General features: G+C 71.8%; 14 protein-coding genes. 8 read left to right on the top strand and 6 right to left on the bottom strand.

All coding sequences use genetic code 11. The annotated features are described in order from the left end of the window. The first annotated feature begins 20 nt into the window (after window positions 1-20). Window positions 21-596 carry a TetR/AcrR family transcriptional regulator gene (locus QWI33_RS23345; RefSeq protein ID WP_289959354.1) on the top strand — a complete coding sequence of 192 codons (576 nt, stop codon included), beginning with the start codon at window positions 21-23 and terminating at the stop codon, window positions 594-596. Window positions 597-687: 91 nt separating this feature from the next. Further along, window positions 688-1,476: an oxidoreductase gene (locus QWI33_RS23340; RefSeq protein WP_289959353.1), complete on the top strand. Its 789-nt coding sequence runs from the start codon at window positions 688-690 to the stop codon at window positions 1,474-1,476. Window positions 1,477-1,741: 265 nt separating this feature from the next. On the opposite strand, the gene QWI33_RS23335 is transcribed toward QWI33_RS23340, so the two are convergent. From QWI33_RS23335 to QWI33_RS23320, 4 genes are all read right to left on the bottom strand, one after another. After that, a complete protein-coding gene (locus QWI33_RS23335) occupies window positions 1,742-2,125 on the bottom strand; it encodes a hypothetical protein (RefSeq protein WP_289959352.1) in 384 nt (127 codons plus the stop codon). A 156-nt stretch (window positions 2,126-2,281) separates the two neighbouring features. Then, entirely contained in the window at window positions 2,282-3,451 is a 1,170-nt protein-coding gene (locus QWI33_RS23330; protein ID WP_289959351.1) for an NUDIX hydrolase, read from the bottom strand. A 30-nt stretch (window positions 3,452-3,481) separates the two neighbouring features. After that, complete coding sequence (locus QWI33_RS23325; RefSeq protein WP_289959349.1) at window positions 3,482-4,018, bottom strand: tetratricopeptide repeat protein; 537 nt, start codon at window positions 4,016-4,018, stop codon at window positions 3,482-3,484. 106 nt (window positions 4,019-4,124) lie between these two features. Next, complete coding sequence (locus QWI33_RS23320) at window positions 4,125-4,742, bottom strand: class I SAM-dependent methyltransferase (protein WP_289959348.1); 618 nt, start codon at window positions 4,740-4,742, stop codon at window positions 4,125-4,127. Window positions 4,743-4,835: 93 nt separating this feature from the next. Between QWI33_RS23320 and QWI33_RS23315 the strand changes: the two genes are divergently transcribed. After that, on the top strand, window positions 4,836-5,276 hold the full coding sequence (locus QWI33_RS23315) for a hypothetical protein (protein WP_289959347.1): 441 nt from the start codon (window positions 4,836-4,838) through the stop codon (window positions 5,274-5,276). Here QWI33_RS23315 and def read toward each other — a convergent pair. Continuing rightward, window positions 5,273-5,803 (bottom strand): peptide deformylase, encoded by a 531-nt coding sequence (def, locus tag QWI33_RS23310; protein ID WP_289959346.1) that lies wholly within the window; start codon window positions 5,801-5,803, stop codon window positions 5,273-5,275. The two genes, QWI33_RS23315 and def, sit on opposite strands and share 4 nt — an antisense overlap. A gap of 351 nt (window positions 5,804-6,154) precedes the next feature. Between def and QWI33_RS23305 the strand changes: the two genes are divergently transcribed. Continuing rightward, a complete protein-coding gene (locus QWI33_RS23305) occupies window positions 6,155-7,081 on the top strand; it encodes a DUF4349 domain-containing protein (protein ID WP_289959345.1) in 927 nt (308 codons plus the stop codon). 61 nt (window positions 7,082-7,142) lie between these two features. On the opposite strand, the gene QWI33_RS23300 is transcribed toward QWI33_RS23305, so the two are convergent. Then, window positions 7,143-9,668 carry an Hsp70 family protein gene (locus QWI33_RS23300; RefSeq protein WP_289959344.1) on the bottom strand — a complete coding sequence of 842 codons (2,526 nt, stop codon included), beginning with the start codon at window positions 9,666-9,668 and terminating at the stop codon, window positions 7,143-7,145. Window positions 9,669-9,766: 98 nt separating this feature from the next. Here QWI33_RS23300 and macS point away from each other — a divergent pair, with 98 nt between their 5' ends. From macS to QWI33_RS23280, 4 genes are all read left to right on the top strand, one after another. Continuing rightward, window positions 9,767-10,906, top strand: coding sequence for a MacS family sensor histidine kinase (macS, locus tag QWI33_RS23295; RefSeq protein WP_289959343.1), 1,140 nt, complete (start codon window positions 9,767-9,769; stop codon window positions 10,904-10,906). After that, on the top strand, window positions 10,881-11,516 hold the full coding sequence (locus tag QWI33_RS23290) for a response regulator (protein ID WP_289959341.1): 636 nt from the start codon (window positions 10,881-10,883) through the stop codon (window positions 11,514-11,516). Before macS ends, QWI33_RS23290 begins: the two co-directional genes overlap by 26 nt. A gap of 71 nt (window positions 11,517-11,587) precedes the next feature. Beyond that, window positions 11,588-13,432, top strand: coding sequence for a 3-oxoacyl-[acyl-carrier-protein] synthase III C-terminal domain-containing protein (locus QWI33_RS23285; protein WP_289959339.1), 1,845 nt, complete (start codon window positions 11,588-11,590; stop codon window positions 13,430-13,432). After that, window positions 13,425-14,330, top strand: a complete 906-nt coding sequence (locus tag QWI33_RS23280) for a DUF6999 family protein (RefSeq protein WP_289959337.1) — start codon at window positions 13,425-13,427, stop codon at window positions 14,328-14,330. Before QWI33_RS23285 ends, QWI33_RS23280 begins: the two co-directional genes overlap by 8 nt. Window positions 14,331-14,372 lie beyond the last annotated feature (42 nt).

The following is a 14,372-nucleotide window of genomic DNA, read 5'->3' as shown; positions in this document are numbered from 1 at the left end:
AATGATGTAGGGTTTCGGGCATGGGCCGACCGAAGAACTTCGATCCGGACGTGGCCGTCGCGCAGGCGATGGAGACGTTCTGGACCAAGGGCTACGCGGGGACCTCCCCCGCGGACCTCGCCGAAGCCACCGGCGTGGGCAAGGGCAGCCTGTACCACGCGTTCGGCTCCAAGCGCGAGCTCTTCGGCAAGGCGCTGGACCTGTACGGACAGAACGGCTCGGCGATGACCGAGGCCTTCCTGAACGAACCGGGCACCGCCAAGGAGCGCATCCGCGCCTATCTGATGCTCCTCATCGAGGTCGACCTGAGCCTCCCCGCGCCGCGCGGCTGCCTCGCGGCCAACACCGCGCTCGAACTGGGCGCCAAGGACCCCGAGGCGATGCGGGCGGTGCAGCGGATGACCGATGAGACCATCCGGCTGTTCGACGAGCGGATCCGCAAGGGCCAGCGCGACGGCGACGTCGCGAAGGACGTCGATGCGCAGGCGCAGGCGCACTTCCTGATGAACACTATCGTCGGACTGCGCGTCATGACCCAGACCCATGACGGCCCGGTACTGCACCGGATCATCGACACTGCCGTGGCGGGCCTCTGACCGCGCCGGAGCACGATGCGCCCTCGTTCGAGGGCGTTTTTTCGGGCCCTATTTTTGACCTCAAGTTCAAGAACAATTGAAAGGCTCTCTCATGGAACTCGGACTCAACGGCAAGACCGCCCTCGTCACCGGCGCCAGCCGCGGCATCGGCCTCGCGATCGCCGAGACCCTCGCCGCCGAAGGCGTCCGCGTCGTCGGCGCCGCCCGCACCGTCACCCCCGAGCTGGAGAAGGTCGCCGCCGCCGCGGTGAGCGCCGACCTGTCCACCAGGGAGGGCGCCGAACGCATCGTCACCGAGGCGATCAGCGCGGTCGGCGGCATCGACCTGCTGGTCAACAATGTGGGCGGCGGCGACGCCGACCGGATGGCGCTCGGCGGCTTCCTCGACATCCCCGTCGAGCAGTGGGAGTCGGTCTTCAACCTCAACCTGTTCAGCGCGGTTTGGACCACGCGGGCCGCACTCCCGGGCATCATCGAGCGCGGCGGCGCGATCGTGAACGTCTCGTCAGTCAACAAGTACCTGCCGGCGGTCGGCCCGATCGGCTACAGCGAGGCCAAGGCCGGGCTGACGGCCTTCTCCAAGCGGCTCAGCGAAGAGCTGGCGCCGCAGGGCGTGCGGGTCAACACGGTCTCCCCCGGTGTCATCGGCTCGTCGCTGTGGCGGGATGAGACGCGGTTCGGCGGCAAGGTCGCGGAGGCGTACGGCGTGGCGCACAGCGACCTGCTCGAGGCGATCCCCGGCCAGTTCGGCATCGCCTCGGGACGCATCGGGGAGCCCGAGGAGGTCGCCGACCTGGTGGCGTTCCTGCTCTCCGACCGGGCGGCGAACATCCACGGCGCCGACCACGTGATCGACGGCGGCACGCTCAAGGCGGTCTAGCGGAACGGGCGGGCGCGGCATCACCGCGCCCGCCCGTGTCACTCGCGACCCAGCCGTTGCAGGTCCGTGATGTCAAGTTTGGGTAACGACGGGGACCGGTCCCGGTTTCCTGTCGTCACACTGGTAGTGCCGTCGATTCGCACGGCCGCTCTACCCTGGACTGCGACCCTCCGTTGAAGGAGCCCATCATGGCCTACAACCCGCCTCCGCATTACAACCTCGGCGGTCCGAGCGATCCCCAGCAACCGCAGAGCGTGCCGCCCGCCTATTCGCCCTTGCAACCGCAGCCGTACGACTCCGGGTACGCGCCGCAGGCGCCGATCCCGGCGCAGACGGCCCCACCGCCGCAGCCCCTCCCGTCGCAGCCCGGGTACGGGACGCAGACGTTCCTGCAACCGCCGCCGGCCGCACCGCGCAAGTCCCCGGCGGTGCTGCTCCTCGCCATCGGCATGGTCGTCGGGTTGGCCGCCGCCGCCGTCTCGATCGCGTTGTGGCTGAAGTCCAGCGGCGACCTGGAGGACGCGGAGGCGCGGCTCTCCGACCGCGACGACCGGATCACCCAGTTGGAGGAGGACCTCGAGGCGGCCGAGGCGCGGGTCGCCGAGTTGGAGGGGCCTGCGGCTGAGGTGGAGGCGATGCAGGCGTGCATCGACGACCTCAACGACTTCTACAGCTCCACGGAAGGCTCGGAGGAGGAGACGGCGGCGCTCGACGCCATCGACGTCTCGGGCGCGGGTTACACGGTCTCGGCGCGCGGCGGGGGGGGGGGCCCGGAAGCCGATCGGCTTCCGGGCCCCGCCCGCGTCTACTGTTCGGTCTTGTCGTGTGCGAAGGCGACGGGGATGCGGAGCTCGTGGCCCTTGAACAGGTCCGCTTCGGCCGCTTCGGCCTCGGTCATCCAGCGGTGGTCGGACGCTTCGAGCGGGGCGAGCCGGATCGCCTGGCCTGGCCGGGTCCGGGCGGCGGTGAAGCTCATGATCATCGGCATGCGGCTGTCGCCGAGGTTCGTGTCCCGCTTGTCGAACGCCCAGGACAGGCCGGTCAGCGCGACTTCGAGTCCGGTCTCCTCAAATGCTTCGCGGATCGCGGCCAGGGCGACCGGTTCGCCGACCTCGGCGCCGCCGCCGGGCACGGCCCACTGCCCGGTGTCGGTGCGCTTGATGACGAGGAGGCGGCCCTCGTCGTCGAAGACCGCCGCGTCCGCCCCGGTCGAGACCATGAAGGCGGCGAGGTCGCCGCAGTCGATGCGGGGGTAGGTCAGGTCCGCTTCGACGGTGCGCGCGCAGTGCGCGGCGACGCGGTGGTGGCGTTCGACCGAGTACGGGCTGGTCGCGGTGGCGAGGGAGGCCATCGCGATGTCGGCGATCTCGGCGAGGATCGCTTTGGCGGCCGGGGAGACGCGCAGCGGGCCGCGTTCGCGCACCACCGCGCTTTCGGCCGGGGCGAAGGTCGGCAGGTCGCCGTCGAGGTCCGGGTCGGCCGGCTCCAGGAGCTTCTCGGCCGCGTCCGCGTCGAGGCCGGTCGTGAACTCGTAGACGAGCAGGTACGTGTGCGGGCACGGGAGGTCCCCGAGGTCGGTGTCGGCGATGGCGACCGGTTCGGCGGGGACGTCGGCGCCGAGGGCGGCGGCGGTCGTCTCAAGGCGCTGCGCGAGGGTGTCGGAGCGGAATCGCCGGCGGTGGACGAGGCGTGTGCCGTCGCCGCAGTCGATGCGGAACTCGGTGCCCGGGATGGGGGTCCGCAGCTTGCCGTCGGCTGCGAAGATCTCCCGGATCTCCTCGTACGGGCGGTGGTCGACCTCGGCGAGGAGCGCCGCGGCGTGGTCGCGCAGTGCCCGGAGCCGGACCTCCTCCTCGGGTTCGCAGCCCCAGTACAGGCCGTTCGCGGCTTCGGCGCGGATCATGTCGGCGATGCGGGCGAGGCCGATCGCCTCGCTGCGTTCGGGCTCGGAGTCGGCGGTCGGGTTCGTCGTCATGGCGCTCCTATGCTCGGCTTCACGGGAGTGTCAGATCGTACGCTGGCCGACTGCCGCGCGGGCGGCGCTCAGCGCCTCCAGTGTCGAGGTGACCAGGGCCGGATCGCCGATCTGCCGGCGCATGGCGAGCACCTCGGTGAGCACCTCCACGGCGAGGTGCGGGCGGCGCGCGTCGATGAGGTGCTTGCCGTAGTGCTGCAACGCGAAGTGGAGCGTGTGGGGGCTCTCGGCGCGCGCGATCTCGATGGCCTGCTCGTAGAGCGGCTCGGCGGCGGCGAGGTCGCCGGGGTAGCGGTGAGCGTCGCCGAGGTTGACCAGGGCCGCGACCCGCTGGCGCGGGGTGGCGGCGCGTTCCACGGCCGCGGCGAGGACCCGCTGCGCGTCCGCGTACTCCCCCAGCGCGATGAGCCCGACGCCGGCCTGCCGCAGCTCCGGCTGAGAGAGGCGCTCCTCGCGGGCGAGTTCGTACCGCACGAGGCGGCGCAGCCGGTCCGGTTCGGTGGCGTACATGCGTCCGTCGTTGCCGGTCGCGATGAGTTCGGCGATCTGTTGCTGCTCAGCAGACAATGGCGTGTCCCCCGTTCCGCGCGCGCATGGCGGCCTGAGGCGAGGATAGAGCGGGGCAGGGCGTTTGCCCAGCCCCAACGCCCTGCATCAAACGTATCTCGCGGTCTCAGGGCTTGCGAAGGATCAGCCCCTGGTACTGGTCGATGTTCGATTCCAGCGCGACATGGTGCGCCTCGACCAGGTCGAAGTGCTCGGCCGCAACGGCTTCGATGCGGTCGGCGGTGAAGAAGGAGAAGAACCGCTTCGGCTCGTAGGAGTCGGTCTCCCAGACGCCCTCGTAGTCCTGCCCGCCGTACTGCCCCCAGTAGAACCAGCCGCCGGGGGCCAGGACGCGGCGCACTTCGGCGAGCACCCCGGGCAGTTCGGTCTTCGGCACGTGGAGGAGGCAGTTCATGCCGAACACGGCGTCGAAGGAGGCGTCCTCGAACGCCAGGTCGGCGAAGTCCATCACCGCCGCGTCCAGGCCCTTGTCCCTGCAGCGCGCGACGAGTTCGGGAGAGAGGTCGACGCAGGTGACCGCGAAGCCATCGTCGGCGAAGAACCTGCCGCTGATCCCGTGGCCCGCGCCGATCTCCAGCAGGCGCGACGCCCCCGCCTCCCGGAGGCGGGCGGCGAACCGGCTGCGCTCCTGCGCCTTCCAAGGGCGGTCGTCCATGCCCTCGCGGGCATCGGCTTCGGCGTCGTACGCCTGGCGCAGTTCCTGTTTCAGCTCTCGGTAGTCCATCGCGCCGATGATGCCAGAGCGGTCCGACGATCGGGCCCGTGGCGCGTCCGCCTTATCGTGGGCCGGTCCGCCGCCCCGTGCCGAGGAAGACCCGTGACCGAGACCCCCGCAGTCAAACCTGAGGCCGTGACCGCCGCGCAGACGCTCCTCTGGGTGCTGTTCGCAGCCGGACTCGGCTCATTCGCGCCTTACCTCTACCTCTCGGTGGTCCCGCCGGCGGGCACCGCGTTCGCACTCGACCTGCTCGCCGGCGCCGCGGTGTGCAACCTGCTGGCCGCCGCCCTGCCGGTCCTGGCGGTCCACGTCGGCCGGCGGCGCTGGGCCGCCCGCTGGGCGGTGCTGGCGGTCTGCACGGCGAGCGTTCTGGTCTTCGGCGGCTACCTGCTGCTGGCCGCCGCCGACCCGTTCTTCAGGGAGAACGGGGACATGAGCATGGCCGGGGCCTGGGCGCTGGCCTTCGTGGCGCTACCGACCGCGATCGTCGCGTGCCTTCTCACGCCCGCCGCGGTCCGCTGGTTCCGGCCCGGGGCCTAGCGGAGGCCGGCTTCGGCGAGGGCCCGGTTGCGGGCCTTCTTCGGGAGCCGGTCGACGTAGACGGTGCCTTCGAGGTGGTCGTACTCGTGCTGGAGGCAGCGGGCGAGCGTCCCGGTGCCCTCGATGCGCACGGGCTCGCCTTCGGCGTCGAAGCCCTCGACGACGGCGGTGGTGGACCGGGGCGTGTCCTCGAACGCGCCGGGCACCGAGAGGCAGCCCTCGTCGTCGACCATGAGCTCGCGCGGCGCGGGCGGCAGGTGCAGCACCGGGTTGACCACCGCGGCCACGTGGCGCCGGCCGTCGGCGTCCTCGCAGTCGAGCACGAAGACCCTCGCGTCGACGCCGATCTGGTTGGCCGCCAGGCCGACCCCGTTGGCCGCGTACATGCTCGCGAACATGTCCTCGATCAGCTGCGCCAGCGCATCGTCGAAGGCCTCGACCGGTTTGCAGGCGCGGTGCAGCACGGCCTCGCCGTACCGCGTGATCGGGTGCGTCTTGCCGCGGTCGCCTGGTCGGTGGTCGGTCACCGGTCGCTCCTTGCCTGCCAATCGGTCTCCCTCTTGGGCTCGGTCCCTGCCAGCGGTGGTGGCATATCACATGTCACACACTGGCGCCTCTATTGCAAGTATATTGCAGCAGACCGCATCGCCCGTCCCGGTTCGGGGCCGCGGCTTCGCGCTCGGGAGGGACGCATCAGGCTTCGGCCCTCGAACGGGTGGGAACGCCTCGGCCTTTTCAGGCGTCGAACATGTGCCTATGGCGACGCTCCTCTATCGAGAGACTCCTGTAGTCGATTCGTGACGCGGAGGGACCACCATTGGACACACCGGCGGTCCTTGGCCGCCCCGCCCCTTTCGACACCCCTTGCGAGGCAGATGATGCGACCCCTCAGATCCGCCGCCGTGCTCGCCGCGGCCTCACTGCTCCTGTTCGGCTGCTCCAATGCGAGCGAAGGAGGCGGCTCCGAGGCCGCCCAAGGGGAGGCCGCCGACATCGTCGAGGACGAGGCGGCTCCCGAAGCCTCCGCGAACCCCCAAGTCGACACCGGCGACCGCGCCGTCATCTACGAGGCGGTGCTGGAAGTCGAGGACGCCGACGCCGACGGTGTCGCCGAGCAGGCCTGGGACCTCGCCGAGTCCTTCGGCGGATACGTCACCGACGACGAGCGGGACCGCGCGACCGGCGAAGAGGCGGCCTACAGCAGCGCCCACCTGGTGCTGCGCGTGCCGTCCGAGCAGTTCACGGAGGCCATGGACGGGCTCGCCGCGCTCGCCGAGAGCGAGCGGTACCGGTCGGTGACCACCGAGGACGTCACCGAGGCCACCGTCGACCTCGCCGCGCACATCGCCACCAAGAGCGCCAGCGTCGAACGCGTCCGCGGTCTCCTGGCCGAGGCGGCCTCGGTGACGGCGATCCTCGAGCTCGAGGCCGAACTGGCCCAGCGCGAAGGCGAGCTGGCGTCCCTGGAGTCGCAGCTGGAGGACCTGCAGGACCGGGTCGCGATGTCCACCATCGACTTCACGGTGATCACCCCGGCCGAGGCGGAAGAGGCCGAGGGCTACGCGGGACCGGACTCGTTCTGGGACGGGGTCGTCGTGGGGTTCAAGGGGGCGGTGAACCTGCTCGTCGGCGTCTCCGTGGTGATCGGCGTGCTGCTGCCGTTCCTGCCCGTCGCGGCGCTCGTGGCCGCCGCGGTCATCGTGCCGATCCGTCTGGCGCGCAAGCGCCGCAACGCGAAAGCGCCGACCGCGGGCCCGCTGCTCCCGGCCGCGCCGCCGATGCCCGCCACGCCCCCGCGGCAGTAGTCGCCGGCCGCGGCGAACAGCGGTTGAGCGGCGCGGGCCCTGCGGGCCCGCGCCGCTTCGGCTACAGGGCCCAGACCTCGACCTGGCCCATGGCGGTGCCGGTGACGACGACCTGGCGGCCGTCCACCTCGGTCACCGCGGCGCCCGTGAGCGCCTCCTCCCCGGTGTGGGAGGCGAAGCCCTCCCCGATCGCCGTACCGGTCTCCAGGTCGAACAGGCTCAGGCCTTTGTCGCCAGAGGCGAGGACCGCCGCCTTCCCGTCGATCTCGATCAGGCCCAGGCCGGTCACGGTCTGGTACAGCTCCTGCGCGGGCGCGCCGAACGGCTCGGCCGCGGCGAGGTCCCAGGCCTGGATGACGCCCTCACCGGTGACGGTGACCCCGAGGCTCTTCCCGGCGGCCTGGCCGACGGCCAGCGCCATGATGTCGTACTGGAGCTGGTCGAACGTGCCGACGACCGGATCGCCGGTGGTGAGGTCGGTGACGATGACGCGGTTCTCGTAGTGGCAGACCGCGCGCAGTGTGCCGCCCACTTCGGTGAACGCGAGCCCGTCGCCGTAGTAGGTGTCGATGTCGGTGATCGTGTTGCCGGTGAACAACTGCTTGACCTGGTAGTCCGTGGCGTAGGCGGGGGTGCCGTCCCACAGCCCGTACCAGTAGATGGTGTCGTACATGGATTCGCGGTCGGCGACGGACGTGGCGGGGTCGTCGAGGTACCACGTGTCGTCGGTGTTGCCGTCGCTGGAGAAGACCGCGACGCGCCCGCTGGTCTCGGTGACGACGCCGAGGCTCTGGATGACGCCGTTGTGGCCGCGGTACTCGTCGATCAGGCTGCCGTCCGCGGGGTTCCAGATGCGGACCATGCCGTCCTCGCCGCCGGTGAGGACGACGTTCGCGCCGTCGAGCTGGGCGGTTTCGATCTGCGTGATCGCCCCGACGTGCTGGGATTCCATACGCGCGGTGAGGTCGCCTTGGACCGCGTCGGCGAGCGGCACGAGGCCGTCGTCGTCGCCGGTGGAGGCCGAGCCGTCGGTGTCGTCCTCGGTGGCCTCGGTGTCGGCGGCTTCGCCGGCCTCCTCGCTCTGCTGCTGCGAGTCGCTCGCGCTGGTCGGGTCGTCCTCTTTGTCCTTCGTGAGGTACGGCATCGCCGCGAGCGCGCCGATCACGAGGAGGATGGCGGCGGCCGCCGAGACGAGCACGGCGATGCCCTGCTTCGACTTGATCCACGGGCCCTGCTGGGGCGCAACGGGACCGGTGGGGTACTGGCCGGTGGGCGGGCCTGCGGGCGGGCCCGTGGGCGCGGCCATGTGCGGCTGGGTGAGCTGCAGGGGCGGCATTCCCGGCACGGCCTGCGGGGTCGGCTGCGAGGTCATCGGCGGGGCCGAGGGGTGCGGTAGCCGCATCGTCTGGCCGGTCGGGGCGCTCACCGGGCTCGGCGCCGGGGCCGGGGGAACCGGGACGGCGGTCTGCGGCGGCAGGGCCGGGCTGGGGACGGAGATGGGGGTGTTGACGGTGTGCTGGGCGAGGAGCCCGCCTTCGGAGACGGCGAGTTCGGGCTGCTCGATCGCGGACGGTGCGATGCCCAGTTCGCGGTGCAGCAGGGTGGCCACGAGCGGCATCCGGCTCGCGGCGCCGACGAGGAAGAGCGCGGCGACCTGCTCCTTGGCGAGCCCCGATTCGCGGATCACGCCCTGGGTGACGCGGATCGTGCGCTCGACCAGCGGCGCGCAGACCTGCTCCAGTTCTTCCCGGGTCAGGTGGGCGTCCACGTCGAGCAGCGGGATCGTCAGCTCGGTCGAAGCGCTGCGGGAGAGCCGCTCCTTGGCCTGGCGCACTTCGTCTATGAACGCGGTGCGGTGGCGCAGGTCGGCCGGCTCGGTCGGGTTCGTCAAGCGCTGCCAGCGCTCGTCGTCCGGCTGCACGGTCTTGGCGACGTGCTCGGCCAGGGCCTGGTCGAAGTCGAGGCCGCCGAGGTCGTCGGCGCCGTCGACGGCGAGCACGTCGAAGCCGGTGGTGGCGCGGCGCAGGACCGTGGCGTCGAACGTGCCGCCGCCCAGGTCGTAGACGACGACGCCGCTGCCGGGGGGCACGTTCGCGCCGATGGTCTCGACGAAGTAGGAGGCGGCGGCGACGGGTTCGGCCACGAGGTCCACCGCGCCGAGTCCGGCGGCGGTGGCGGCGTCGGCGACGACGTGGCGGCGGGTCGGGCCCCACGCGGCCGGGACGGTGACGGTGACCGGCCCCAGCGAGCCGAGGGTCTGCTCGCATTCGCGGGCGACCCGCGAGAGCACCGCGGCGATGACACTGGTCACCGGGATCTCGGTCTCACCGAGGAGGATCTGGGCGTCATCGATGCGCCGCTTGGGGTTCGGTTCGTACCGTTCGGGCTTGCGGCGTCCCGAGTGGACGGCGTCGGCGCCGACGACCGGTCCGCCCTCGTCGTTCATGAACACCGCGGAGGGCAGTTGCGGGGACCCGTCGAAGAGCTGCTGGTGGACGCGGCCGTCGGCGCGCCGGATCGTGGCGACGGTGTGCGAGGTGCCGAAGTCGACGCTGATCGAGGCGGGTCGGGGGCTGGAGAAGGACATGCCGCAACTCTAGTGACCGCGGTCCACCGACCGATGTGTAGGGAACTCCCGTCGCACTGGGACCCGTGTGCTTCACGGGCGCCTGGGAGAATGCGCGGGTGGGTTTGCAGACGCAGTTGCGGCGGGCGATCGCGGTGTTCCGGTTCGCCGCTCTGGGCTATCCGGTGCTGCTGGGCGCCTTCGCGTTCGAAGCGTTGGTGCGGCCGGTGGCAGCCGCACTGCTGGTGGTCGTGCTCGCCGGGTGGACCGCGGTCGTGAGCTACCGGTACACCCGCAAGGGGTACGAGGAGCTGGTGGTCTACGCCGACCTCGCGGTGACGGCGCTGGCGGTCGCGGTGTCGGCCTGGGCGCTGTCCGTATCGGACGGACCGGTGCCGATCTCGTTGGGGCCGTGGCTGGCCGGTGTGGTGCTCGCGTGGGGCGCCGCGTGGGGTCGGCGCAGCGGGGCCGTGGCGGGCGGGGTGATCGCGGTCTTCGGGATGGTGTTCCGGGGCGGGATCGGCGAGAACACGGTGAACGAGGCCGCGCTGCTGGTGCTGACGGGGTTCACCGTGGGGCACCTGGTGCGGCTCGGGGTGGAGGCCGAGGAGCGGACGCGGCGGGCGACCGAGCGGACCGCGGCGGCGAAGGAGCGGGAGCGGCTGGCCCGGGACATCCACGACTCGGTGCTGCAGGTGCTGGCGCTGGTGCAGCGGCGCGGCAACGAGATCGGGGGCGAGGCGGCCGAGCTGGGGCGCCTGGCGGGGCGCCAGGAGGAGGCGCTGCGGGCGCTCATCTCCTCTGCGGCGTACCAGCATCCGCTCGACGGGCGGCGGGATCTGCGCGAGCTGGTGGGGCGGCACGCGGGCGAGTCGGTGACCGTGGCGGCCCCGGCGACGCCGGTGCGGCTGCCCGCGGCGACCGCGCGGGAGGTCGCGGCGGCCGTGGCGAGCGCGGTCGACAACGTCCGGGAGCACTGCCCGGACGGGACGCGGGTGTGGCTGCTGGTCGAGGACGACGGCGAGGCGGTCACGGTGAGCGTCCGCGACGACGGCCCCGGGATCGCGCCGGGCCGGCTGGCCGAGGCCGCCGCCGAAGGGCGCCTCGGTGTGGCGCAGTCGATCGAGGGCCGCGTCCGGGAACTGGGCGGGACCGTGACCGTGGTGTCCGGGCCCGGCGCGGGGACGGAGGTCGAGATGCGGGTGCCGCGTCCGCGAACGGAAGGGGACGCCGATGGCGACGCTCATCGTGGTCGATGACCACCCGATCTGGCGGGAGGCGATCGCCCGCGACCTGACCGGGGCCGGGCACCGCGTGCTCGCCGTCTGCGGCGAGGGCAGGGCGGCGCTCACCGCGATCCGGGAGCTGCGGCCGGACGTGGCGATCCTCGACCTGCAGCTGCCGGACCTCACCGGGGTGGCGGTGCTGCAGAGCCTCGGGGAGGACTGCCCCACGGCGGTGCTCATCCTCTCGGCGAGCGGCGAGTCGTCCGACGTGCTCGAGGCGATGAAGGCCGGGGCGCGCGGGTACCTCGTCAAGTCGGCGTCGGCGGCCGAGCTCGCCGACGCGGTCGAACGGGTCGCGGCCGGGGACGCGGTGTTCACGCCGGGCCTGGCGGGCCTCGTCCTCGGCGAGTACCGGCGGCTGGCGAACGCGAACGAGGAGGAGCGGCCGAAGCTCTCCGAGCGCGAGACCGAGGTGCTGCGGCTCGTCGCGAAGGGCCTGAACTACCGCGAGATCGCCGAGCGGCTGGTGCTCTCGCAGCGGACCGTGCAGAACCACGTGCAGCACATCCTCACGAAACTCCAGCTGCACAACCGGGCGCAGCTCGTGCGGTACGCGATCGAGCAGGGCATCGACGGCGACTGAGTACTTTCGTCACCGAAAATTGAGTAGAAGGGCCGATGCGGGCGGGGCCTCCGGCCCTGTCCAATGGAGGGATGAACGCGTACATCACCGCCGCGGGCGCGTACCTCCCCGGTCCCCCGGTCGGCAACGACGAGATCGCGGCACGCCTCGGCGGGGTCGACGAACGCGGCGACCGCCTGCGCCGCCGCATCCTGGCCGCCAACGGGATCGCCAAGCGCCACTACGCGCTCGACGCGCAGGGCCGCACGACCGAGCTGAACGAGGAGCTCGCCGCCAACGCGTTGCACGCCGCCCTGGACGAGCGGGGGCTGGGCGCCGCCGACCTCGACATGCTCGCCACCGCGACCACCCAGGGCGACCTGCTGGTGCCCGGCTTCGCGTCGATGGTGCACGGCCGCTTGGGCGGCGGGCCGATGCAGGTGCTCTCCGCCTCCGGGGTGTGCGCCTCCAGCCTCGCCGCGCTCGACGCGGCGGTGGCGAAGGTGCGCCTGGGCGACCGGCGGCGCGCGGCCGTGGTCGGCAGTGAACTGTCGAGCCGGTGGCTGCGCGGATCCAGGTTCAACGGCGGCGGGGACGCCGACGCGCACTTCCTGCGGTGGATGCTCTCCGACGGCGCCGGCGCGGTCCTGGTGGAGGCGCAGCCGCGCCCCGACCGGCCCTCCCTGCGCGTCGACTGGGTCCGCACCGTCTCGCTCGCGCACGCCAACCAGGTGTGCATGCGGGCCGGGATGGGCGAGGGCCCCTCCCCCACTGCGGGCCGCACCTGGCAGGACATGGGCAGCGCCGCCGCGGCCGAGCAGGCCGGGATGATGCTGCTGCGCCAGGACACCAGTGCCCTCGGGGCCCTGGCGGAGGCCGGGCTGCGCGAGTTCCAGTCGCTCACCCGCGAAGGCCTCATCGACCTCGGCAAGCTCGACCACGTGCTGTGCCACTACTCGACGAACGCGTTCCGCGACATCGTCTTCGACCAGCTCGCCTCCGCCGGCGCGCAGATCGACACGGACCGGTGGTTCTCCAACCTGGAGACCCGCGGGAACACCGGCGCGGCCTCGATCTTCATCGCCTTGGAGGAGTGCTGGCGGACCGGGCGGTTCGAGCCCGGCCAGACCGTGCTGCTCGCCGTGCCCGAATCGGGCCGGTTCACGTTCGGGTTCGCCCACCTGACCTGTGTGGACGGTGAAGCGGAGACGACCGCCGCGCCGGCCTCGCGGCCCGCCGTGCACGCGGCCCCGCCTGCGGTGCAGCGCGTCGCGCCGGAGTCCGGGAGCGTCCAGGACCGCCTGGCGGCCGTCTGGCAGGAGTTCGAGCAGCGGCTCGACCAGGTCCCGGTCATGCACCGCCTCGCCGAGGGCACCGCCACCATCGAGGACTACCGGCGGCTCCTGTTCAACCTGCGCCAGCAGGTCGCCGACGGCGCCCGCTGGATCTCCCGCGCCGCCTCCAACTTCTCAGTCGACCTGTTCGACCTCCGCAGCGCCGCCATCGGGCACGCCGCCGAGGAGCACCGCGACTTCATGATGATCGAGCGCGACTACGCCGCCTGCGGCGGGTCCATCGAGGACATCCGCGGCGGCGAGAAGAACATCGGCTCCGAGGCCCTGTCGGCGTACATGTTCCACACCGCGAGCCAACCCGACCCGATCGGCCTCCTCGGCGCCATGTTCATCATCGAAGGGCTCGGCACCGGCAAGGCCTCAGGCTGGGCCGCCCGCTTCAAGGAGACCCTCGGACTGCGCGACGACCAGGTGAGCTTCCTCGCCTACCACGGCGAAGCCGACGACGACCACTTCGCGAAGCTCCAGGCCATCCTCGCCTCGCCGCGCGTCGACGCCGCGGCCGCCGACGCCATCGTCAAGACCGCCAAGATCGTCGCCCGGCTCTACGCGCTCCAGCTGGAGGAACTCGACCATGTCTGAAGGTGCGCCGTCCGGCGGGCCGCTCTCCGACCCTCCACTGTGGGATGCCATGGTCGCCGACCCCGCGATGCCCCTCGAGCCCGCCGTCGCCCGCATGGTCACCGACGACCAGCAGCAGTGGACCCGCACCTGGATCTACCCGGTGCTGCGGCCCGTCTCGCGGGTGCTCGCGCTCGTCATCGTCGCCCTCAAGCGGCTCACGCCGGTGCGCTGGACCGCGCACCGGCTCATGGACCGGCTCTGCCTGTGGTTCCTGCGCCGGTTCGTCTCCCCGCTCGCCGTCGAACTCCTCATCCGCCACTTCGTGATCGAGACGAACCTCCTCAACTTCATCGTCCGCAACACCGACTCCGGCATCGAACCGGTCGCACTCCGGCCGGTGAACCTCGCCGGACTCGGCGACCGCGCCGTCATCGAGCACGACATCAACGTCTACGAAGTGCTCATCGCCCTCGACGGCAACCCGGTCGGGCGGCCGCAGACGATCGACTTCAGCGGCCTCGACATGCCCGAACTCGACCCCGAGCCGTACCGGTTCCGCCTCATGCGCCTGGACATCCAGACCGCCCTGTGCCTCATGAACCTGCCGTTCGCCGCCTGCCTCACCCCCGACGAGTACCGCCGGGCCGTGCACTCCATGCGCTTCGATGACTCGATCCTCGCCATCCTGGCCGACATCACCGGCGACCCCACGTTCCTGCGCTGGTGCAGCGGCGACCTCGCCATCCGCGCCGACTCCAACACCGACGTGCCGCACGCCGTCTACCGTCACGCGGTCGTCTGCGAATACGCGCACGCCCACCTGGTCAAGCTCGCCGCACGGGGAGGACCGCTGACGGTCTGTCCGGTTCCCGACAGTTCTGTCCCTTTGACGTCAAGAACCCGTCAAGAACGTTGACGATGCCCTCCCCGCGGTGGTGCCCTTGAGTCATCAGCGGTT

The organism is Glycomyces tritici (assembly GCF_030403505.1).
This window is presented reverse-complemented; position numbering and strand designations above follow the sequence as displayed.

Coding starts and splice junctions, on each gene's coding strand:
- QWI33_RS23345 (WP_289959354.1), top strand. CDS start 21: ATGGGCCGACCGAAGAACTTCGATCCGGACGTGGCCGTCGCGCAGGCG.
- QWI33_RS23340 (WP_289959353.1), top strand. CDS start 688: ATGGAACTCGGACTCAACGGCAAGACCGCCCTCGTCACCGGCGCCAGC.
- QWI33_RS23335 (WP_289959352.1), bottom strand. CDS start 2,125: ATGCACGCCTGCATCGCCTCCACCTCAGCCGCAGGCCCCTCCAACTCG.
- QWI33_RS23330 (WP_289959351.1), bottom strand. CDS start 3,451: ATGACGACGAACCCGACCGCCGACTCCGAGCCCGAACGCAGCGAGGCG.
- QWI33_RS23320 (WP_289959348.1), bottom strand. CDS start 4,742: ATGGACTACCGAGAGCTGAAACAGGAACTGCGCCAGGCGTACGACGCC.
- QWI33_RS23305 (WP_289959345.1), top strand. CDS start 6,155: ATGCGACCCCTCAGATCCGCCGCCGTGCTCGCCGCGGCCTCACTGCTC.
- QWI33_RS23300 (WP_289959344.1), bottom strand. CDS start 9,668: ATGTCCTTCTCCAGCCCCCGACCCGCCTCGATCAGCGTCGACTTCGGC.
- QWI33_RS23290 (WP_289959341.1), top strand. CDS start 10,881: ATGGCGACGCTCATCGTGGTCGATGACCACCCGATCTGGCGGGAGGCG.
- QWI33_RS23285 (WP_289959339.1), top strand. CDS start 11,588: ATGAACGCGTACATCACCGCCGCGGGCGCGTACCTCCCCGGTCCCCCG.
- QWI33_RS23280 (WP_289959337.1), top strand. CDS start 13,425: ATGTCTGAAGGTGCGCCGTCCGGCGGGCCGCTCTCCGACCCTCCACTG.